General features: G+C 39.8%; 20 protein-coding genes. 9 read left to right on the top strand and 11 right to left on the bottom strand.

Features of this window, described 5'->3' with window-relative positions; all coding sequences use genetic code 11:
• Window positions 1-520 precede the first annotated feature (520 nt).
• Genes pyrR through carB form a run of 6 tightly spaced genes read left to right on the top strand, consistent with a single transcriptional unit; the run spans window position 521 to window position 8,533 of the window.
• A complete protein-coding gene (gene pyrR, locus F3741_02680; protein ID MZG29704.1) occupies window positions 521-1,057 on the top strand; it encodes a bifunctional pyr operon transcriptional regulator/uracil phosphoribosyltransferase PyrR in 537 nt (178 codons plus the stop codon).
• Window positions 1,057-1,992 (top strand): aspartate carbamoyltransferase catalytic subunit, encoded by a 936-nt coding sequence (locus tag F3741_02675; protein ID MZG29703.1) that lies wholly within the window; start codon window positions 1,057-1,059, stop codon window positions 1,990-1,992. The genes pyrR and F3741_02675 overlap by 1 nt, the downstream gene beginning before the upstream one ends.
• Window positions 1,976-3,271 (top strand): dihydroorotase, encoded by a 1,296-nt coding sequence (locus F3741_02670; GenBank protein ID MZG29702.1) that lies wholly within the window; start codon window positions 1,976-1,978, stop codon window positions 3,269-3,271. The genes F3741_02675 and F3741_02670 overlap by 17 nt, the downstream gene beginning before the upstream one ends.
• A 20-nt stretch (window positions 3,272-3,291) precedes the next feature.
• On the top strand, window positions 3,292-4,419 hold the full coding sequence (carA, locus tag F3741_02665; protein ID MZG29701.1) for a glutamine-hydrolyzing carbamoyl-phosphate synthase small subunit: 1,128 nt from the start codon (window positions 3,292-3,294) through the stop codon (window positions 4,417-4,419).
• A complete protein-coding gene (locus F3741_02660) occupies window positions 4,419-5,294 on the top strand; it encodes a hypothetical protein (protein MZG29700.1) in 876 nt (291 codons plus the stop codon). The genes carA and F3741_02660 overlap by 1 nt, the downstream gene beginning before the upstream one ends.
• 2 nt (window positions 5,295-5,296) lie before the next feature.
• On the top strand, window positions 5,297-8,533 hold the full coding sequence (carB, locus tag F3741_02655; GenBank protein MZG29699.1) for a carbamoyl-phosphate synthase large subunit: 3,237 nt from the start codon (window positions 5,297-5,299) through the stop codon (window positions 8,531-8,533).
• Between the two features lie 15 nt (window positions 8,534-8,548).
• On the opposite strand, the gene F3741_02650 is transcribed toward carB, so the two are convergent.
• Window positions 8,549-9,511, bottom strand: coding sequence for a hypothetical protein (locus F3741_02650; protein ID MZG29698.1), 963 nt, complete (start codon window positions 9,509-9,511; stop codon window positions 8,549-8,551).
• Between the two features lie 330 nt (window positions 9,512-9,841).
• On the opposite strand from F3741_02650, the gene F3741_02645 reads away from it, so the two are divergent.
• The 3 genes from F3741_02645 to F3741_02635 are packed head-to-tail and all read left to right on the top strand — an operon-like array spanning window position 9,842 to window position 11,988.
• On the top strand, window positions 9,842-10,579 hold the full coding sequence (locus F3741_02645; GenBank protein MZG29697.1) for a formylglycine-generating enzyme family protein: 738 nt from the start codon (window positions 9,842-9,844) through the stop codon (window positions 10,577-10,579).
• Between the two features lie 11 nt (window positions 10,580-10,590).
• On the top strand, window positions 10,591-11,226 hold the full coding sequence (nth, locus tag F3741_02640; GenBank protein MZG29696.1) for an endonuclease III: 636 nt from the start codon (window positions 10,591-10,593) through the stop codon (window positions 11,224-11,226).
• A gap of 6 nt (window positions 11,227-11,232) precedes the next feature.
• On the top strand, window positions 11,233-11,988 hold the full coding sequence (locus F3741_02635; GenBank protein ID MZG29695.1) for a M14 family metallocarboxypeptidase: 756 nt from the start codon (window positions 11,233-11,235) through the stop codon (window positions 11,986-11,988).
• A gap of 3 nt (window positions 11,989-11,991) precedes the next feature.
• Here F3741_02635 and F3741_02630 read toward each other — a convergent pair whose 3' ends face one another.
• The 10 genes from F3741_02630 to F3741_02585 form a co-directional block, all read right to left on the bottom strand.
• Window positions 11,992-14,190: a LysM peptidoglycan-binding domain-containing protein gene (locus F3741_02630; GenBank protein ID MZG29694.1), complete on the bottom strand. Its 2,199-nt coding sequence runs from the start codon at window positions 14,188-14,190 to the stop codon at window positions 11,992-11,994.
• A gap of 222 nt (window positions 14,191-14,412) precedes the next feature.
• A complete protein-coding gene (locus tag F3741_02625; protein MZG29693.1) occupies window positions 14,413-14,703 on the bottom strand; it encodes an EscU/YscU/HrcU family type III secretion system export apparatus switch protein in 291 nt (96 codons plus the stop codon).
• Window positions 14,700-16,214 (bottom strand): hypothetical protein, encoded by a 1,515-nt coding sequence (locus tag F3741_02620; GenBank protein ID MZG29692.1) that lies wholly within the window; start codon window positions 16,212-16,214, stop codon window positions 14,700-14,702. Before F3741_02620 ends, F3741_02625 begins: the two co-directional genes overlap by 4 nt.
• 161 nt (window positions 16,215-16,375) lie before the next feature.
• A complete protein-coding gene (locus F3741_02615; GenBank protein ID MZG29691.1) occupies window positions 16,376-16,693 on the bottom strand; it encodes a hypothetical protein in 318 nt (105 codons plus the stop codon).
• Window positions 16,694-16,766: 73 nt separating this feature from the next.
• Entirely contained in the window at window positions 16,767-17,381 is a 615-nt protein-coding gene (locus F3741_02610) for a hypothetical protein (protein MZG29690.1), read from the bottom strand.
• 86 nt (window positions 17,382-17,467) lie between these two features.
• Entirely contained in the window at window positions 17,468-18,085 is a 618-nt protein-coding gene (locus tag F3741_02605; protein MZG29689.1) for a dephospho-CoA kinase, read from the bottom strand.
• Complete coding sequence (locus tag F3741_02600; GenBank protein ID MZG29688.1) at window positions 18,082-18,939, bottom strand: branched-chain-amino acid aminotransferase; 858 nt, start codon at window positions 18,937-18,939, stop codon at window positions 18,082-18,084. The genes F3741_02605 and F3741_02600 overlap by 4 nt, the downstream gene beginning before the upstream one ends.
• A 36-nt stretch (window positions 18,940-18,975) precedes the next feature.
• Window positions 18,976-19,641, bottom strand: a complete 666-nt coding sequence (locus F3741_02595) for a CvpA family protein (protein ID MZG29687.1) — start codon at window positions 19,639-19,641, stop codon at window positions 18,976-18,978.
• A gap of 17 nt (window positions 19,642-19,658) precedes the next feature.
• The gene (locus tag F3741_02590; protein MZG29686.1) at window positions 19,659-20,183 is read right to left on the bottom strand and encodes an NUDIX domain-containing protein; all 525 of its coding nucleotides are present in this window, start codon (window positions 20,181-20,183) and stop codon (window positions 19,659-19,661) included.
• Window positions 20,184-20,195: 12 nt separating this feature from the next.
• The gene (locus F3741_02585; protein ID MZG29685.1) at window positions 20,196-21,050 is read right to left on the bottom strand and encodes an HPr family phosphocarrier protein; all 855 of its coding nucleotides are present in this window, start codon (window positions 21,048-21,050) and stop codon (window positions 20,196-20,198) included.
• Window positions 21,051-21,164 lie beyond the last annotated feature (114 nt).

The following is a 21,164-nucleotide window of genomic DNA, read 5'->3' as shown; positions in this document are numbered from 1 at the left end:
CTCAGAGCTTCCCTCCATGTCCAACATTTTTTCTTTTGCCGCAAGCATATTTTCAGTAAAAGTTTGCATCGGTGTTCTTCCCTGACACCGTTTTCCCTGATGAGTACGTTGGTTGTTATACCAATCCAACCAGACATCCAGACAACGATACGCTGTTTTAGTGCTTACCTACACCATTAAATCATGGTAAAGTAAAAGGTGAAATTATGCCATTTTTACACTAAATTTCAATGATTTATAAATACTTCTTTCTTTAATCCCCCTTTTGCGGGGGTGCAAAGTATGCCGAGCATAAAAAAGTGGATTTTTGAGTTATTCGCATATTTTTAGCAAAATTCCAATAAAAAAGCCCAACATCTTGACTTGTTTATGGAAGTTGGTTATATTTCCCCAACTTAACTCTTTAAGATAGTCCTGTGAGGCTATTAAGGGGAAAAAAGATGCTTATTTCGACCAATTCCTTTGCTTCCTCCTACATTGGCTCTATATAGCCTTTGGGAGGTTTTTTTTTGCCTTTTTTATGAACTCTATACTTTTTAATGAAAAAGAAATTTCTCGAGCGGTGAGCCGGATATCTCATGAAATTCTGGAGCGCAATCATGGGGCAGGACGTATCGCTTTAGTTGGAATTCGAACTCGAGGTGTAGTCTTATCACAAAGGCTAAAAGCAAAAATTGAGGAAATTGAAAATGTAGTGGTAGATCATGGAATTCTGGATATCACTCTTTATAGAGATGACCTCGCAGAGGGAATCCAGAAACCAGAATTGAAAAAAACGGAAATTTCTTTTGCTCTTGAAGATAAGCATATAATCCTGTGCGATGATGTTCTGTTTACAGGAAGAACTATTCGTGCGGCCATTGACGCCCTGATGGATTTTGGGCGGCCTTCTTCAGTTCAATTAGCTGTCTTAATTGACCGGGGTCACAGGGAATTACCAATTCGTCCGGATTTCGTTGGCAAAAATGTTCCCACAGAAAAATCAAAACATGTTCAGGTTCTGTTAAATGAAGAGGATGGGGAGGATAAGGTGATTATCCAGGAGAAGTCCAACTAATGTCTCTTTCAACAAATAACATTTTAACCACAAAAGATTTAACGAAAGAGGACATTCAACTAATTCTGGATACCGCAGATTCATTTAAAGAAATTTCCACAAGATCTATAAAGAAAGTTCCCACCCTTAGGGGAAAAACCATTATCAATCTCTTTTTCGAACCCAGTACCCGGACAAGAACCTCCTTTGAAATAGCTGGAAAGCGTTTGAGTGCTGATGTCATAAATATATCAGGATCAACAAGCAGCACAGTAAAAGGAGAAAATCTGATAGACACAGCGCGGAACCTGGAAGCAATGACCCCCGATATTCTTGTTGTCAGACATCAATGTTCGGGTGCTCCCGCACTGCTATCTCAATTTATAGATTGTCCAATCATTAATGCTGGTGATGGAGCCCATGAGCACCCCAGTCAGGCATTGCTTGATCTTCTTACGATTCGGTCTCAAAAAGGCGAGTTATCCGGCCTTAATGTTGCGATCGTTGGCGATATCACACATAGCCGTGTAGCGCGTTCAAATATTAAGGCGATGCACACCATGGGCATGAAAGTCAAGGTTGTTGGTCCCCCTCCTCTTATCCCCTTTGATTTTGAGCGTTTTGGAGTAGAGGTCAGTCATGATCTGGCGCAAGCCGTTCAAGACGTTGATGTGATCATGGTCCTTCGTATCCAATTGGAAAGACAAAATCAGGGCCTTTTATCAAGCCTGAGAGAGTACTCAAACTATTTTTGTCTGACTTCAGGTGTTTTGGCAAAAGCTCGCGAAGATGCTCTTATAGTACACCCAGGCCCGGTAAATCGAGGCATAGAAATAGCCTTGGATGTGATGGAAGGTCCGCGTTCTTTGATATTAAATCAGGTTACTAATGGAGTTGCCCTCAGGATGGCACTTTTTTATCTATTACTTGGGGAGAAAAATGCAAACCCTAATTAAAAACGGTCAGGTTATTGACCCTGCAAATCAGGTTGACGGTTTTTTTGATATTCTGATTAATGGAAACAGTATAGAAGCTGTGGAGCCTCAGGGTAAACTTTCTGAAAATGATAACTCAGAAATAAAGATTGTAGACGCAACAGGTTGTGTGGTTGCTCCCGGTTTCTGTGACATGCACGTGCATTTCAGGGAGCCAGGTCATGAATATAAAGAGACGATTGAAACGGGTAGTGCTTCTGCAGCAGCCGGTGGATTTACAACTGTTGCGGTAATGCCTAATACTTCCCCCGTCAACGATAACCGTTCGGTTACTGAATTGATTCTCAAACAGGCTGAGAAAACTGCACTGGTCAACATACTTCCTATTGGAGCCATCACAAAAGGTTTAAAGGGGGAAACCTTATCGGACATGGGCGAATTAAAAGAGTCGGGTTGCATTGGTTATTCGGATGACGGAAGACCTGTAATGGATAGCGAACTGATGCGAAGAGCATTGGAATACAGTCGAATGTTTGACCTTCCCTGTATACAACATAGTGAAATCCTTGATTTGACTCGTGGCGGCAGCATGAATGAAGGTATTGTTTCTGCGGAACTGGGATTAAAAGGGATGCCTGTTGAAGCAGAGGATATCATGGTTTTTCGAGACATTTGTCTTCTGCCAAAAACTGGAGGACGTCTGCATGTTGCTCATATAAGCAGTGGAGGTGCTGTTGAGCTTGTCCGCCAGGCAAAGGCTAAAGGACTTCCTGTCACCTGCGAAGTTGCACCCCATCACTTTACTCTTACTGAAGAGGCTTGCCGGGATTATGATACCAATGCAAAAATGAGCCCGCCATTGAGAACGGACGAAGATATTGAGCTCATAAAAGAGGGCTTGAAGGATGGGACGATTGATATCATAGCGACTGATCATGCCCCCCACGACCTGGCTGACAAGCAGGTAGAGTTCAGCAATGCCTGTTTTGGAATTGTAGGATTGGAAACAGCCCTTCCCCTTACACTTAAAATGGTGGATGAAGGGATAATTTCTTTGCAAAGAGCAGTTGACTTACTCACTCAACAACCATGTAGAATTTTTAATCTTGATAAAGGAACACTTGGAGTTGGAAAAGATGCGGATATTGTTATTTTTGATCCCAATGTCAAGTACGCCATAGACCCGGAAAAGTTTAAGTCTAGAAGTAAAAACTCCCCGTATAAAGGCTGGAAAGTAAGAGGTAAAGTCATTCATACCTTTGTAGCTGGTAAATCTGTATATTCAGATCAAAGTAAATAATTATTTGAATTTTTTAAGAAATGAAAAAAGCATATTTAGCTCTTGCCGATGGAAAAGTTTTTGAAGGCAGAAACTTTGGGTCAGAAGGAGAAGTTAGTGCGGAAATAGTTTTCAACACCAGTATGTCAGGTTATCAGGAAGTGCTCACTGATCCTTCTTATTGCGGCCAAATGGTATTGATGACTTATCCCTTGATAGGAAATTATGGCATCAATCCACAGGACTTTGAATCGGACCGCCCTCACCTTTCAGGTTTCATCATTAAAGAATTGAGTGGTGTTGTCAGCAATTGGAGGTCAAGTGGATCACTGGATGATTTTCTTAAAAAATTTGGCATCATTGGCATACAGGGAATAGACACACGTGCCGTGACCAGACATATCCGCGAAAAAGGGGCTCAACAGGCGATTTTGTCAACAATCTCAGAAGATCCTGAAGACCTGGTCAGGAAGGCTCAAAATTCCCCTGGACTTATAGGCAGGGATCTGGTGAAGGAAGTAACTTGCAAGGAACCTTATGACTGGGACGAAGGTGAATGGGTGATTCGTGATGGTCAAACCATACTCAATCCATCTATAGATAAAGAATATTTTGTGGTTGCCTATGACTTTGGTATTAAGAGGAACATTTTAAGAAAACTTACTGAGGCTGGATGTCGAGTACGGGTTGTTCCGGCTTCAACCCCTGCCAAAGATGTGCTTGCATTGAATCCAGATGGGGTTTTTTTATCGAATGGTCCAGGTGATCCAGAAGGTGTTCCATATGCTGTTCAGAACATCAAGCTCCTCCTGGGTAAGGTCCCTGTTTTTGGCATTTGTCTTGGTCATCAACTCCTGAACCTGGCTTTAAATGGAAGAACATTCAAACTCAGGTTTGGCCATCATGGAGGAAACCAACCCGTAATGGATCTCCCAAAAGGGAAAGTCGAGATAACTTCCCAGAATCATGGATTTGCTGTCGATCACGAATCTATTGAGGATACTGTAACGATTACATCCATCAATTTGAATGATAAAACGGTCGAAGGAATACACCATAAAAAATGGCCTATTTTTTCGGTTCAATATCATCCTGAAGCATCTCCGGGCCCTCACGACTCCAGCCATCTTTTTCAACAATTTACTCAGATGATGAAAGCAGGAGTTTGATGCTCAAAGAAAACCTAGAGCAACTTTTCGAGTTTATTGCTCAACATATCCCAGCAGAAAAAATCATGCAGGCCAAGCAGGAATACCAGAAGATGACTGGAGAGATCTATGAGGATGACAAGTCATACAACACGAGGATGGCTTTGTTCCTGGAGTGGTATCTTCTGGATAATTATTTACCTGGGACTCAAACTACAATCCTGGAAAATCTAACGGAAGAAAACCAGTTTTCATGGTCACAAGATCACATAGATGTTTGCAAAGACATTTCAAATAATATCCAGGCTCTGTTTGAAGTGAAAAAAATACGTGACAAATCAGTAACTGTCTTAAATTTATTCACAGATGAAAAATTTCTTGTTGAGGAAGAAAATTCAAAGCTAGTATTCAGAAAAAATGATATTTTCCATGGTCGCATCGTACCAAGACAGGGCAAGTGGTTATTTACAGGGTACTTTTGTTTTCATCCCAGCAAGACTCAACGCTATATAAAAGAAGAGACGAAAAAATATTTTCTACTTTACCGCACCTGGAAGAAAGAATTAATGTTACTGGAGAAAGAATTGTCAAAAGTAGAAAAAGCTTTTCTAAAAAACGGCAGGCAGATCGAAAAAATCAAATCAAAAGTTGAACGTTTGGAGTCTGGTAACAAAAAAGAAATATTAACAAAAGAACTTTTAATATTGGAAGAAAACAGGCGAACGCTGGAAGTCAATATCAAGGAAATTGAAGAAAAAATTACTAAATTAACAGAAGAAACAATAAAAGGTGAAGGAAAAATATTGATTTCAGAATTGATAAACAAACTGGCCTATATGAATTTGAAATGGGAGCGCTCCCGGCAAATAGAAATATCTGATATTTATAAGAATTAATAATGCCTAAAAGAACTGATATTAAGAAAATTCTTCTAATTGGTGCAGGGCCTATTGTGATTGGTCAGGCTTGTGAATTTGACTATTCAGGAACACAAGCCTGCAAATCACTAAAAGAAGAAGGTTACGAAGTTGTCCTGGTAAATAGTAACCCGGCTACCATTATGACGGATCCCGAGTTTGCGCATCGCACTTATATCGAGCCCGTCACACCTGAAGTAGTAGAAAAAATTATTGCACGTGACAGACCTGATGCTTTGCTTCCAACAATGGGTGGCCAAACTGCCTTGAATGTTGCCCTTGCCCTTGCAGAAAAAGGTGTCCTTGAAAAATATAATGTAGAGTTAATAGGCGCTGATGTGGCGACCATCAAAAAGGCTGAAGACAGAAACCTTTTCAAAGAGGCAATGTTTAAAATTGGGCTAAGTGTTCCTCCCAGTGGTCATGCAGAAAACCTGAAGGATGCATGGAAGATTGTTGATGAAACAGGATACCCGGTAATCATTAGACCTTCTTTTACTTTGGGTGGAACAGGAGGAAGTATCGCTTATTCTAAAGAAGATTTTGGACAACTGGTAGAGTTTGCACTTAAGGCAAGCCCTGTTTCTCAGGTTTTAATAGAAAAGTCGCTTATTGGGTGGAAAGAGTACGAGTTGGAAGTTATGCGCGATAAGAATGATAATGTTGTCATGATTTGCTCGATTGAAAATTTAGATCCAATGGGTGTTCATACAGGTGACAGTATCACAGTTGCACCGGCCCAAACATTGACTGACAAGGAATACCAGATAATGCGAAACGCGGCGATTGATATTATCCGGGAAATTGGAGTCGAGACAGGTGGGTCTAATATCCAGTTTGCTATTGATCCAAACTCTGGTGAAATGATAGTTATTGAAATGAATCCTCGTGTATCGAGAAGTTCTGCTTTGGCATCCAAGGCTACTGGGTTTCCCATTGCAAAGTTTGCCGCGAAATTAGCAGTTGGTTACTCTCTTGATGAGATCAAGAACGACATCACGAAGGTCACTCCAGCTTCCTTTGAACCCACTCTTGATTACTGTGTGGTTAAAATTCCACGTTTTACATTTGAGAAATTTTTTCAGACTGAGCCAGTCTTGACGACACAGATGAAATCTGTCGGTGAAGTCATGTCTATCGGTAGAACTTTCAAGGAAGCATTATTTAAAGCAATCAGGTCTACAGAAACTGGTCATTATGGTTTTGAGGAAAATTTTCGATTTAGCCTGAATCAAATTGGCTTGTCACCAGAACAACAAAGAGAAAAACTTTTAGCTGCACTGAGTCTGCCCTTCTCAGACAGGTTATGGCATGTTGCAGCGGCATTAAGGAGAGGAATCACTGTCGATCAAATTTATCAGGTCACCGGTATCGATCTATGGTTTCTGGATAATATTTGCACCCTCATCAATTTTGAAAATCAACTTAAGAAATTAGGTGGAGTGACAAAGTTGGATCGTAATATTCTTTTTCATGCAAAAGAAATGGGGTTTTCTGATATTTATTTGGCAGGACTCCTGGATTGCAATGAAAAAGATATATTTCAACGCCGTGTTGAGTTGAATATTTTTCCTGTCTATAAAAGAGTTGATACTTGTGGCGCTGAATTTGAAGCATATACTCCTTACCTTTATTCAACTCATGAAGAAGAATGTGAAGCTGATGCAACTAAAAGAAAAAAGATTATGATCCTCGGCGGAGGTCCTAACAGAATTGGCCAGGGAATTGAATTTGATTATTGTTGTGTTCATGCATCATTTGCCCTTAAAGAAGATGGTTATGAAACCATTATGGTGAATTGTAATCCGGAGACAGTGAGTACTGATTATGACACTTCAGACAGGCTTTATTTTGAACCTGTAACCTTCGAGGATGTCTTGAATATTGTGAAGGTTGAAAAACCTGATGGGGTGATTGTTCAGCTTGGAGGACAAACTCCTTTAAAACTTGCATTGGATTTGATGCATGCAGGGGTTCCCATCATTGGAACAAATCCTGATGATATTGATCGTGCGGAAAACCGGGAATTATTTAAGCAAATGCTGGATAAGCTTGGCCTGCGCCAGCCTGCAAATGGTACTGCTGTTTCATATAAGGAGGCAAGTGAGATTGCTGATGCAATTGGTTATCCAGTGGTCGTACGTCCCTCATATGTCTTGGGCGGTCGAGCTATGGAGATAGTTTATAGCAAGGAGCGTCTTGAGTATTATATGCAGCATGCGGTCAAAGCATCCCCCGAACACCCGGTATTGATAGATGACTTTCTTTCTGACGCCATTGAAATAGATGTTGATGCAGTTTCTGATGGTAAAGACGTTGTGATTGGTGGGGTCATGGAACATATTGAGGAGGCTGGCATTCACTCTGGTGATAGCGCGTGTTCCCTGCCTGCATTTTCCCTTAAACCTGAAACGGTTGATAAAATCAAAGACCAGACTATTTCATTAGCAAAAGAACTAAACGTAATTGGGCTTATAAATATTCAGTTCGCCGTGAAGGATGAAGCTATTTATGTCATTGAAGTGAACCCCCGTGCTTCACGCACAATTCCTTTTGTGAGTAAAACGATTGGTGTGCCTTTGGCAAAAATTGCCGCGAGAGTCATGGCAGGTAAAAGCCTGCAGGAACTGGGTTTTACAAAGGAAAAACAATTTTCTCATATTGCTGTTAAAGAATCCGTTTTTCCTTTTAACAAGTTTCAGGATGTGGATGTTTTGTTGGGACCGGAAATGAAATCCACCGGTGAGGTCATGGGCATTGATACTCTTTTTGGTCGTGCTTTTGCAAAGTCACAATTAGCTACCGGTGTTAAGCTGCCATTAGAAGGAACCGCATTCATAAGTGTCAAGGATTCTGATAAAGAAAAATCCGTTGTCATTGGAAAAGGACTTGAAGAATTGGGCTATCACTTAATTGCCACAAAAGGCACGGCTGATTACCTGAAAAAAAACGGTATCAAGGTGTCATCTATAAATAAAGTGAAAGAAGGTTCTCCTCATATTGTGGAAGCTATTGAAGCTAAAAACATTGATATTGTTATAAACACAGTCTTTGGTGAGCAGTCTATAAAAGATTCTTTTTCTCTTAGGAGAAGTTCTTTGAATCAAAACTTACCGTATTGCACAACTATGGCCGGCGCATTGGCTATTGTTGGTGCATTAAAGGCTATCAAGGAAGGTGATTTAACTATTACTTCTCTACAGGAGTACGGACAATAACCTTATTTTATATTGCTAATTAACACTGCGAATGCCATGAAAATCCCACCAGGGAATTTCCTCTTTACGATCAGGCAGGTCAATATTTGTTGATGAAACTCCACTTGTTTTCTTATTGGACATCGACCTCACAACAAACCCTTTTTCATAATCTTTTCCTGCCAGGGACATAGCTGTGGCTGTTCCCTCCCATATTTGCATTATTTGAATGACTCCTACTTTCACAAAAACATCACCCAGGTCATTATCTGTATTGGGATCGTTGATGCCAAGCCCTACTGCATTTACCTGAAACTTGTCTCCAATACGAATTCCATTAACAGAGCCCAGGTTAACAAGAACTAGTTCTTCTATTTTTGTTTTTTCACCTTTTTTTCGTTCAACCTCTGTTCGTTTAACTGATATTATCTCTCCTTCCAGAGGCACAGAATATACTTCTTTTAAAATATACGCTGCTAATGCATCTTTCATAGAATTCAACGCATTTTCCATGGAGCTTGATCTGTATCTATTTTCTTCAGCGTTCAGGTTTTTTATGGAAAATGGTTGAGTCCCAGTACTTGAGGAGGTTTTGAATGTTCTCTCATTAAGAATTCTTCCAGTAGCATTTTGCACTAATTGAAGGTGAACCTCTAGCTCAGCACTTTCCCTTCCCCCGGAAAGCGAAGAATCTGCCAAAGTCTTATCGGGTTGGAATTTAAGTACGCTTCCCCTAACATTAATAAAGCTGGCTCCCAATGGGTTGGCTCCGAGTTTGGTTGGCCATAGAGGATCATCATCCATCTGATCCATAGTCATTGATTGTTTTCCCATGACAGGAGGAGTGTTTTGAATAAATACAGTCTCAGGAAAGTCAAATTTATTAGATTTATAAATAGCGGGCTCGATATTCTTATTATCTGAAGATTTCTCAGGTTTATCCCTCCCCATGTCAATATTTGCAGGTATTGAAATTAATTGAACTTGTTTGCGTTGCATGAGTTCCTGGTTTAATAATACTGAGACAATGTCACCGGGATTATAGGATTTTTCCCAATTCACTGGATTTTGAAATTGCCCCACATATAGTTTTTTCTTATAAAAAGAGTGTGCGGGACTAGACAATATCGAAAGAAATAGTATTAGAATAAAGAACTTCAAACAGAATTTGTTTATCATGGGCTTTTCAGATAGAAAGTTTTGAGTTATATAGCATATCGTCAAAATCTCGCAAATCTATACACAGTACATCAATTTTAGGACCTGATTGACGTAATTTTTTCATCTCATTACTTGACCCTAACTTTTGCAACAAGTACAATTCACCGAATGAAAAACGCTATTTCCATAATTATATTGCTCGTCCTGTTTGTTTCTCCCCATACCCTGTTCGGGGCTGAGTTACCTTCAGATATGGTACGGATTAAATCCGGTTGTTTCATGATGGGAACAAATAAGGATTACATGTATGAGGACGATGATGATAATTCCCGGGAGAAGCCTGCTCATAAGGTTTGTCTCGATGAGTTTTATCTGGATCGGTATGAGGTGACACAGAGCAAATGGGATGCTGTTATGGATTTTAACCGTTCTGTTTTTCACAAGCCAAATCAGCCTATTACACATATTGACTGGCATGAAGCCAGGAAATATTGCCAAAAAACAGGAAAAAGACTTCCTACTGAAGCTGAATGGGAATACGCAGCTCGGGCTGGGTCCAATACTCGCTTTCCATGGGGTGATGATGTTGACGATGATTTTCTCTGGTATGCCTCAAATTCATCGCGGGAACCCTCAGAAATTGGGAAGAAAAAGCCTAATTCCTGGGGACTCTATGACATGGTTGGGGGTGTATGGGAATGGGTGGAAGACTGGTTTTCGCTGGATTATTATTCAAAGAGTCCGACAAAAAATCCAAAAGGTCCGAACCGGCAAAGCTTTCGAGTGATTCGTGGCAATTCATGGATGAGTGAAGAACAACATTTACGCGTGACATCTCGTCATAGAGGCATGTCTGATCCAACAGACAGCTATTGGGTTGGTGTCAGGTGTGCAATGTCCCCTTGATTGGGTTTACTTTGTCCCCTACCCTCGTAAATCGACTGTATAAAAAGCTTGCTGATAATCTTACCGACGCTAAATCTGAGCTAGCTTTCAAAAATCATTTTGAGTTGTTAATTGCTGTAATTCTTAGTGCCCAGTCTACAGATAAAACAGTCAATAAAGTTACGCCCACACTTTTTTCCGAATGTCCTACACCGGATAGGATATTAGCACTGGGACAATCCAGACTTGCAACAATAATCAAACCTATAGGTCTTGCCCCGGCCAAATCCAAAAACATCATTAATACATGTAAAATGATTATGGAGAAATATGGAGGGCAAGTTCCTGGAACACGTGAGGAGCTGGAGTCTTTGCCAGGTGTAGGCCGCAAGACAGCCAATGTGGTATTGAATGAAGGGTTTGGAGAGCCTACTGTCGCTGTAGATACGCATGTTTTTAGGGTAGCTAATCGTACCGGTTTGGCTCCGGGTAAAACTGTTTTGGCAACCGAATTGAAGCTTGTAGAGGTTACACCTGAAAAATGGTTAAAGAATGCTCACCGGTATCTTATTTTGCATGGAAGATATACGTGTAAAGCTAAAAATTTTGATTGCCATAAATGTGTAATCAAAAATGAATGTGAGTATGCAAACAAAATGAATCCTTAAAAATACATGCCCCCTCCTCCGAATGACATTGAAAAAATACTTTCCCAATTGCGAAAAGATTTTTCTTCGAGAGATGGATTTGAAAACCATACTTTCAAAACACCCCAAAAGACTTATTCATTGATAAAAATTGTTTTGGGAGAAGGGAATCGTTTAAAGGCCCTTATATCAGCCGGAATTCATGGTGATGAGCCCGGTGGTGTTGAGACTCTTTGTTCTCTCCCTGAAAGCGAATATGCTTTTTCTAACGACTGGGAATTAACTCTATTGCCATGTCTAAATCCTTATGGGTACGAACACGGAATAAGAGAAAATCACGATGGTAAAGACCTCAATCGCTTATTCAAGCATGTTTCACCCCCTTATGAAGTTGAATTTGCACAATCCGTCTTTGAAAAAAAATATGATGTGACTATTGAACTGCATGAGGACGATATGAGCTCCGGGTATTATCTCTACCAACAATGTACTAACCCGAAAGACGTTCATTTAGGCAGAAAAATTCTAAATGCTGTAAAAAGTCATATGCCGATAAATATGGACAAAGAAATTGATGGGTGTACCGCCGAGCAAGGAATTATAGTACAGAATACCGACCATGATTCGATGGACTGGTGGCCAATGGCCTTGTATGCAATATCTAAAGGAACTCGAGTATGCCTCACATTAGAAACTGCTACTGAATATCAGATGGAAACACGTGTAAAAGCGCATTCCGCGGCCATAAATACAGCTTTGAAGTATTTTTCAGAAAATTTATGAAGCTCAGGCGTTTTTATCTTTTGGAGCTATGACGGGAATGACGATAGGTTCTCCTACCGAAAGCGAGTTGATATCTTTATCAGAATTGTAACTGCTGATTAACCAAAGTGGAATGGTGTAATTGTCATTACGGATTTCCCATAGGGTTTCACCTTTTTCAACACTTCTTATCTTCAATTTGCTTATCTCGTAATTATTGAAAAAGTCCTCCTGAATGCCCTTATGGTATTCCTGTCTCTTTTCGTCAAACTTATCGGGGCGGACTTTTGCAAAATTAACACGCAGTTTTTCGTTAACTGATATTTTGCCCCTTTTTCCTATTCTGTTAATTCTCCTTAATTCTCTTACTGAAAGTAATGACCATTCAGCGTAATGGCTAAGAGTTTCATCAAAATCAACAGTGATTGTCCCAATTTTAGAGTTAGAGTTTTCATCAGGGGAAAATGATGCCGGCCTGAATGCAGGCCGGTTTCTGTTAATGCTTTTATTAGTATTCTGGGCTACCTTCAGCGTGCCCGCAGGAACGGCTCGTTCAGTCTTAACAGATACCGGCTTACTTCCAGCTTGTGTTGAACTCGCTATCCGCGATCTATCAACTGATAGTTTAAATTTGCGAGGCTTAACAGTGTTACGTGTTGGCTTGACTTTTGTTTCACCGACATTGCGCCCGGGAACTTTTATACGCTGGCCTGGGTAGAGCGTGTCAGGATTTCTAAATCGATTAATACGGGTAAGGTGTTGAATGTCAGTGTCAAATCGTTTGGCAATCTTATAAAGGTTGTCATGCCTTCTAACTTTATAAGAAACGAGATTTGATGAAACATTTCGAGTGTTCAACTTGGCCAACTGAACAGTGGGGCTTCTACGAGACTTACCCCTTGGCAGTTGAAGAACCTGGCCAATATAAATTCGATTACGTCTGCCTATATTGTTGAAACTTTTTAATGAGCGTACTGTTGTTCCAAAACGCAAGGCAACTCCAGATAAGGTGTCCCCTCTCCTCACTGTGTACCATTTGGATCGTAATTGGCGATCATATTTGGCTTTCCTCGGTATTTTTTTGTAGCGGGTCGTCAAACTAGCCACTTTACTGGCTGGTGCCTGAAATACAAAGCCTTTAGGAATACGCTTCTCCCCATTTAAGACCGGTCTTCTAAGAGAAGGATTTGTCTTGGCTATTTCATCACGCGACATATCAAAGTAATTCATGGCAGTTTGAATTCCGATATAGTCAGGCAACGTAAAGGAAGCCATATTGACGGGTTTTTTCAGGACAAGATTGGGAAAATATTTGTTTTTATTTTTAACTACATGTAAGGCGGCAAGAAACTCTGCGTAAAAATTTTTCGAAGCAAAACCAAATGTCCGGCTCTTATATTTTTTTAAAATAGTAGCAATGTTGCTCCCATATTTTTTTTTGGCCCTCTTCATTCCCTGCAGCCCGTGATTATAGGCGGTAATTGCCAATGGCCATGAACGTACTGTCTCAAAGTTCTTTTTCAGTAGTTTCGCGGCACCATAAGTAGCAAGAATCGGATCTCTTCTTTCATCCACATCATAGCCAACACGCATGAATAAACGACCCGTTCCACGTGTAAACTGCCAAATACCAGCTGCACCAGCGCTTGAATAAGCACCTATTTGAAAAGAAGACTCTACATGTGGAAGGACGGCAAGTTCCTCTGGCAGGTTGTATTGCCTGAGGATTTTTTTGATTTTTTTATTATAGAGGCCAGAGCGCTCAATTCCTTCTCGAAAGCGATCTTTTTGACCGAGTTGGGCACGAATTCTTCTAGAAGCCTTATAAAAATCTTTTTTAACCAGTTTGTAGACCCTTTTCTCTTCGCCCTTCAAGGCTGATTTATTTTTACTCTTTGCAATCTTGCGTAAAATATTTCTATATTTTCTTTTGATCCTTTCAAGTTTACGCTCACGGGTCCTTCTGGATAATTTCTTTTCACCGAGATATACAACTTCATAGACAATATCGAGGTCCTGAATATCATGGATTACGGCATGTTTAGTGCTGTACTCTGAGTATATTTTTTTCCAGAACTCAACTTTATTCTGAAGGCCAGGAGGAGTTGAAAAATGGTATTCGCTTAGGGTATGAACCTGATGGGGAATGCTGGCATAAGAAAAACCCCAGGTAACCGATAAGAAGACAAGGGAAAAAATGAGGGTCCTAATAGAATCTCGCAATTGCCGACTTTCTATTTTTAATAGTGACTAGTTTGGGAAATTGTTTACGCCAGTATAAAGGGCGTTTTATTAACGAAATTGTTAGTTCAAAATAACCTTGAAAACACGGTAACACTTTGAAATAAAAGGATATCAAAGCCAATACTCGAGGTCAAGATAAATCGGGAATCCACATTGCAAATAAGATTTTTTACAAAATATTATATTAGCCAGTACAATTTTTTATGACTCTTGTCTACTTTTCGGGTACTCCTGATTTAAATGGTAAACCCAGGCAAGCAGTTCAGCAACGATTTTATAAAGTCCCTCGGGAATTTCCTGTCCCACATCAATCTTACCCAGCAATTCTACAAGATCCCTGTCTTTTTTGATGGGTATGTTTTGTTCCACTGCCATGGCAATAATTTTATCCGCAAGCCAGCCCTGGCCTTTAGCCGTGACCTTGGGAGCACTATCACTGTCCCGGTTGTATTGCAAAGATACCGCGGAATTCTTTTCTCTTTTTTGTTTCATGTTTTTATATTTACCAATGAAGTGTTTTGGCTAACTAAGAGCTCAATAAGACTATCCCTGACAGGCTTTACTTTGCTGGTTGCGCAACATTCCACAGATGTTTCTATATCTTGCATTTTTGCCTGGAAGTCGCTGGCTCTTTCATTAATAAAGTTTGCTATTTCCTCACTTTCAGTATCAATATTTACTGAAAGATGTTCCGAATCAATTTGAGCATTTATCTTTATTTTACCCAGGAAAGAGAGATCAAGTATAAAGGCAACGTTATGTTTGCCTTCTTTGCCCGCGTTTTCTTTATCTTCCGTTGACTCCTTTCGAACGTACAATTGTATGGTGTTATTCTCAGAGCTTAACGGGTTGGGTATTTGGATCATTATCGGTTGGTTTTCCTGCTTGGAAATCTGTGAGGAAAGCTGATTGAGCTCTATATTATCAATGGCAAATTTAATATGATTTCGAAACTCAATAATCTGATTCGGTACTTTTGAGGAATGTTTGGCAGTTTCTTTGACCGTAGATTGGTAAAGTTCCAATAATAAACCTTTTAAGTCCTTTGCTAATTCCCTGTGAATCGGCGCATCAGATATCAGAGCCTTCTTAACCCTGGCTTCATAATTTATTCCTGAAGACTCCACTTGCTGTCTAACTTGTTTTTCATTAGGTATTTCTCCCTCACGAGGAACCAGTAGTTTTACTGCGTCCTGAAGACGACCAATCATAACTGGATTTAAACCCAACTCTTTTAGGACAGGTGATTCAATAACATTATCTACAAGCAATTGTGCCATATTGGTTACAGGCATACGTGCTGGTAAATAGGGTTTTATAGTATTGAAATCAATAATTCGCTGGGGGTTATTGATTTTGATATCAGCAGATGTATTGCCTCCCACCGTTTTGTCAAAAACAAGGTTGACCTTTGTTCCTGGTTCCAGGTTTTTTGTTTCTTCCACTGGAACAGCAAATTCCCTGCTGCCTGTATTTACTAACACTGTTTTTGAGTCCAATATTTTTGTGATGCGAGCATTATTTGGGGTACTCAAAGGATCTGATTTTTGAGGAAACACTTCAATATCAGTAAATCTGGAGATCGTCTTTCCCCTGGTAGTCAGCTTCGTAATGGTTTCAGGTGTGTCAGGTAGTTTTTCATGTTGAATCTTAGGCGGCAAAATTTTTAAAGAAGGTTTTGATCCCGAGCTTTCAACTTGTACTTTAAATGCCCTGCCTTGATTCATGGGAATTCTGGTTTTTTGACCGGATTCAAGATCGTTTTCTATGGTTACTGCTTTGGGTAATTCGACGACAACCTTGTTACCACCGATTGATAATATTCCTTTTCCTCCAGGCGCTTTACCAGTGAAAACAGCATCAAACACTTTCCCGGTTTGCAATTGGCTGATGAATTTCAAAGTCGCAGGACTGGAGTTTTCACCTGAAAGAACTTTGATGATCTGATTGATCAAATTCTCCTTAGGAGCTGACTTGTCAATGGCAATAAGATTTTCAAACATGTTAGCTGGGTATGTTTAAGGGCACTCCCGTAAACCTTATCCTCCGTAAGGTCTTATAATCCTATCGGAAGGTTGTTTGATCTCCACAATCAGAATTTTTACTGACATGCGGTTTTTCGATGAGCCTATTTAATTACAATGGTTTAAGACGAGGGCTGATATCAGGCTACAATATTTATTTTGCCTCGATGTGGATCTTCTGGGAGAGGTGGTTCCGGTTCGGACTCGACAAAAGACTGATTATTTTTGACAATTCGAACACGCTTTTTCCCACGGGTTTTAGGGTCTGTTTCTTCAACAAGATAGGAGGGATCCATGTCTTGGACCTGGACGCGCTTTAATTCATCTACCTTTTCCCGTTCCTTATCAAATTGTTGTGCTGTTACGTTGGGTAAAGCTTGTATGGTTTGCTGCAGTTTCTCAGTATGAGTACCCATTTGCAGAACCTGCTGTGTATTAACAGGAGGTGTAGTAGGCATTTTTGAGACCTTTACAATTAATAATACTTGTCAAATATAGGTCTCTGAGAGATCAAGTCAAGGGGAAAAAGCGTTATTTAATCATAAATTGAGAGAAAAACACATCTGTTATCGTTCCGGTACCGCTGAGCAGCAGAGCATTAGAGGCCGTCAATATTTCTTTTTTGATTCTTTCTTCAGTCCGTGAACGTTTAAGGGTAAAGTCAGCAGGCCTTTTTCGTCTTAATATGCCATATATATTTTTACGCAAGAGAGGGAGTACTTTATCAAGTTCACGATCCAACACACGATTACTCAATAAAAGATTTGCGGAAACAGATATAAACCGTCCCGTTTCCTTACCTTCATCCAATAGCGGGAGAAAAAAGGGATCAAGCTTATAAATGTTAACCTTTTCAATTTTAGCCTCTTCCTCTTCTTCCTCCACTTCTTCTTCTACCTGCTCTTCTAGAGGGGCAACACTTTCCTGTTCTTCACCCTGGAATAATAGAAAGCCCACTCCAATAATCAAGATAAGGAGCACACCCCCACCAATCATTAAAAGCTTTTTATTAGCAAGGATTTTCTGGAGTTTACCCTTAATTCCTTCTGCCGCCGCGTCCTCACCGCCAGCATCCTCTAAGAGACGTTCAAGTTCTTCAGTCTCGTCGGTGGATAACTCCGCATCTTGTTCTTGGTCTTCAGCCATTTTTCATTTCTAAAATTATATTTTGTCCTTAAAGATATAACGGTATAAAAACATAAGAACTAAACAAATAACTCATTGAAATATTGTTAATTATTAAGTGCCTGGATTTTTTTATAAAGTTCATGGACATTTTGTCTCAGGACCTCAGGAGTAGAATTATTCTCCAGTAAGAAATCTGCAAACTTATTTTTCTCTTCAAGTTTCATTTGATTCTTGATTCGAGCCTCTGCCTGATCCCGGTTTAAATCACTACGAGATAAAATACGATCAAGTTGTTGCGCTTCATTGGATTGAATAACGATTACCTTATCCACATTTTTGTAATTTTCTGATTCGATCAGTAAAGCAGCTTCAATGATAACGATCGCAGAGGGATCACTATTGCTGATTCTGGCGTATTCCTCCTGTTCCATTTTAATGATTTTGGGGTGGAGAATGTTCTCGAGGGACGATTTCTTATTAGCATCCTTAAATATGATTTTAGCCAGTTCTCCCCTGTTTAAGTTTCCATTTGAATCAAGGATATCATCACCAAAATTTTCTATGATTTCGTTTAGAGCAGGTTGACCAGGACGGACTAATTCACGGGATAATTTATCCGCATCTATGATATAGGCACCGAGTTCCTTAAAAAATTTTGCGGCTAAACTTTTTCCAGAACCGATTCCACCTGTCAGGCCTAGAAGTAAAGACACTGGCGTTATGCTTTCTTTTTCAGGAGATCATCATAAAGACGCATGAGTTTTTGTGTGATAGGGCCTGGTTTTCCTGAACCGACAGGCCTTCCATCAAGATGGGAAACGGGCATTACCTTTTTTAGAGTTCCTGTAAGGAATATTTCATCTGCTTTCAAGAGCTCTTCGCCGGGCCACATCCCCTCTTCTATATGAAATCCATTTTCTTTAGAAAGTTGGATAACCATTTCCCTGGTTATTCCCGAAAGAATTCCACAGTCCATGGAAGGGGTGAGAATATGTCCTTCACAAACAAAAAACAGGTTACTGGTAGTTCCTTCGGTCAAAAATCCCCACGGATTAACCATTATCGCGTCCTGTGCCCCTAATTTATCAGCTTCCATTATGGCCAGAACATTATTCAAGTAGTTTCCGGTTTTTATATTTGGGTTTAATGAATCACGAGAGTTCCTTTTTATAGACACCAGCGCAACACCAATACCATTTTCATAACATGATTTTGAATATTCAGTTGCCCCCATCACAATCATGATTACATTTGGGTGATCGCATGATGAAGGGTCGATATTGAGTTCACCGACTCCACGGGTAACAATGATTCTTATATAGGACTCTTTGTTATCCGCAACGGTTAATGTGTTATTGAGCTGTTCCCTGAACCACTCCCTATCACGGGGTATTTTTAATGAAATCGCCTTAGCGGATGTGTCAAGCCGATCAAGATGCTTATCTAAAAAACAGGGTTTATTGTCAAGTGTGCTCACAACCTCATACACACTGTCGCCAAATAAAAATCCGTGATCCATTATAGATATATTTAACTGGTCCAGGATTTCTCCGTTAAAATTAAATTTTGTAGCCATACTCGTTTATCGAATACCCCGTGTTGTCACCGGTTTTTATTTACCAACAGATTTCAGAATATCTTCTAATTTCTTTTTGTCTTCAGAAGAATATTGATCAAGCGGTTTGCCGTTATCCGGCAACTTGCCCTTTAAGTCATCAAAAGTTTCTTTCAATTTTTTTAATTCCTTTAATTCTTGAAACTTTTCTTTGGCACCATCTATATCAAAATTTGAAATCTTTTTCCTGAAATTGAGCGTTTCAGGATTCTGATTCACAAAATTTAAAACCTTGGCTAAATAGGGAGCGGTGAAAGAGTCTTCAGTGATTTTTTTAGCGACTTCCGGAAAAAACTGCAAAGGAAATGTAATTGCCACTAATATAGCCGTTCCCTTGGCTAACCCAACAATCCCACCCAGAATCCTATCGAACATAGAGAGTTCAGTCCCAGACCATAGCATTCCCTTCGCAATTCTACCCATCAAAGAAATGATAATTGCAGTGATAATATAAATGGCCACAAAAGCAACCAATTTAGCTATTGGCTTACTGGGTATACTCTCCATTAATACCCGGGCAAATGTTTCTTGATATTTCACAGCCATTAAGTAACCACCAACATATGCGAGGAGAGAGAATATCTCACGCACAAGTCCCTTCATAAGTGAAAAAACCAGGCAGAGTCCCAGCAAAATCAAAACGAAAATATCAAAAAAGCTCATTAAGGTTTTCCCTGGGTTCAGTTTTCTTTTGGAAAAAAAGTTTCGTCAATCAAAATTTGTTTGAAGAGTAATTTAAATGATGATGTGAATTTATCCGGGTCTGTGGAAACATCATTTTTAATTTTCAATAGATCAAAAAACGCGCCTTCGTTGATTTCTTCAGGGTTAAATTGAATCGTCTCGTCCGTTACGCAGGTATAAACCTGAACATGTTCGCCGTAAGTTTCCTGGCAAGCTGCAATTTTCATGTAGGGAGTCAAATCAGCTTTTATATTCAGCTCTTCTAAAAGTTCTCGGCAGGCGCAATCATCATAAGACTCTCCGGCATCTACATGACCCGCTGATGAAGTATCCCACAATCCCGGGTTTTCATCTTTACTAAGAGATCTTTTCTGCAAATATAATTCTTTTTGTGAATTAAAAACCAATATATGAACAGAGCGGTGAAGCAGATTGTTTTGATGAATATGCTTGCGACTAGCCTTCCCTATTACGCAATCATTCTCATCAACAATGTTGTAAATCTCTTGATCAACGTTCATGATAGAGTGATTTTAACTTTGATCAGGTCGAAGATAACTTAACTGCCGGGGAAACTCACCTTCTTCGCAATAATTATTCTGGGCTAACAACTTGGCATCATTTATAGCCTGCCGAGAACCCTCTAGTGTTACATTATGATATCCCTTGTCAGCAAGCAACCCTCCTGCCTGCAACAGGCTCATGACGGACTTAGCATTGAACTTTTCATCATCAATCAGCATGATCAAATCCCCCTCATGATGACGAGCGATCAAGGAAAGATATGTAGAAGGCCTTGCATGAAACCCTAAAGGTTGCGGAACAGGCACTTCAGCCCTGACAATTTCAACAAACCCTTTTAATATTGCCTTAACTAACTTGTCCCCTTCGTGAAGATAATATTTGCTGTAATGAAATCCAAAATTGAAAATCTGCCCCAACAATGCTTCTTTATTGACCAGTTTTGAAATTTGCTGTTTGCACTCACCGTGTCGAATATCATCTTCATGTCGTTCATAAAAATGACAAAGCCAAAGAACTACCTCCAGAAGATGTAGAGGCATGGATATATAACCTCGCAAGTTTTTCAGATCTGTATGAGATTGTTCTATCGTTGTATTTTTTACATAGGTATCATATTCCGACTGCACGCTATGCACCAGTTCTTTAAACATTCTCACAAGCTTTTCATCAATTTTTGAAGGAATAATGTGGCGAAAGTCTTCAAGATTATCACTCTTTTGAAGACCTATTTCACTGATCATTTTTGAAACCTTCCTGTATTTCTGGCACAGATCCAATATCCTCTCAGTTTCACCTTTGACTTCGTCTTCCAGAACAGTTCTTGGTAAACGTTTATTACTCTCAATATCGGAGAACTCATTCATGGAAAATGGGTCCTGGGAAATCTGGAGGCCATTTATCTTTCCAGTTTTGACAACTTCTGCTCTCAACCCTTTTATTGATGAATTTAAAAAAACCAGTGCCTTGTATGCTGATTC

The sequence above is a fragment of the Nitrospinota bacterium genome (assembly GCA_009873635.1).
Classification (GTDB): domain Bacteria; phylum Nitrospinota; class Nitrospinia; order Nitrospinales; family VA-1; genus LS-NOB.
Note: the sequence above shows the minus strand (reverse complement) of the source record. Positions and strands in the feature narration are given on the sequence as shown.

Coding starts and splice junctions, on each gene's coding strand:
- F3741_02625 (MZG29693.1), bottom strand. CDS start 14,703: ATGAAACAAAAAAGAGAAAAGAATTCCGCGGTATCTTTGCAATACAAC.
- F3741_02675 (MZG29703.1), top strand. CDS start 1,057: ATGTCTCTTTCAACAAATAACATTTTAACCACAAAAGATTTAACGAAA.
- F3741_02600 (MZG29688.1), bottom strand. CDS start 18,939: ATGGCTACAAAATTTAATTTTAACGGAGAAATCCTGGACCAGTTAAAT.
- carA (MZG29701.1), top strand. CDS start 3,292: ATGAAAAAAGCATATTTAGCTCTTGCCGATGGAAAAGTTTTTGAAGGC.
- F3741_02645 (MZG29697.1), top strand. CDS start 9,842: ATGAAAAACGCTATTTCCATAATTATATTGCTCGTCCTGTTTGTTTCT.
- F3741_02590 (MZG29686.1), bottom strand. CDS start 20,183: ATGAACGTTGATCAAGAGATTTACAACATTGTTGATGAGAATGATTGC.
- F3741_02635 (MZG29695.1), top strand. CDS start 11,233: ATGCCCCCTCCTCCGAATGACATTGAAAAAATACTTTCCCAATTGCGA.
- F3741_02610 (MZG29690.1), bottom strand. CDS start 17,381: ATGGCTGAAGACCAAGAACAAGATGCGGAGTTATCCACCGACGAGACT.
- F3741_02615 (MZG29691.1), bottom strand. CDS start 16,693: ATGCCTACTACACCTCCTGTTAATACACAGCAGGTTCTGCAAATGGGT.
- F3741_02595 (MZG29687.1), bottom strand. CDS start 19,641: ATGAGCTTTTTTGATATTTTCGTTTTGATTTTGCTGGGACTCTGCCTG.
- F3741_02620 (MZG29692.1), bottom strand. CDS start 16,214: ATGTTTGAAAATCTTATTGCCATTGACAAGTCAGCTCCTAAGGAGAAT.
- pyrR (MZG29704.1), top strand. CDS start 521: ATGAACTCTATACTTTTTAATGAAAAAGAAATTTCTCGAGCGGTGAGC.
- F3741_02670 (MZG29702.1), top strand. CDS start 1,976: ATGCAAACCCTAATTAAAAACGGTCAGGTTATTGACCCTGCAAATCAG.
- carB (MZG29699.1), top strand. CDS start 5,297: ATGCCTAAAAGAACTGATATTAAGAAAATTCTTCTAATTGGTGCAGGG.
- F3741_02650 (MZG29698.1), bottom strand. CDS start 9,511: ATGCAACGCAAACAAGTTCAATTAATTTCAATACCTGCAAATATTGAC.
- F3741_02585 (MZG29685.1), bottom strand. CDS start 21,050: ATGAATGAGTTCTCCGATATTGAGAGTAATAAACGTTTACCAAGAACT.
- F3741_02660 (MZG29700.1), top strand. CDS start 4,419: ATGCTCAAAGAAAACCTAGAGCAACTTTTCGAGTTTATTGCTCAACAT.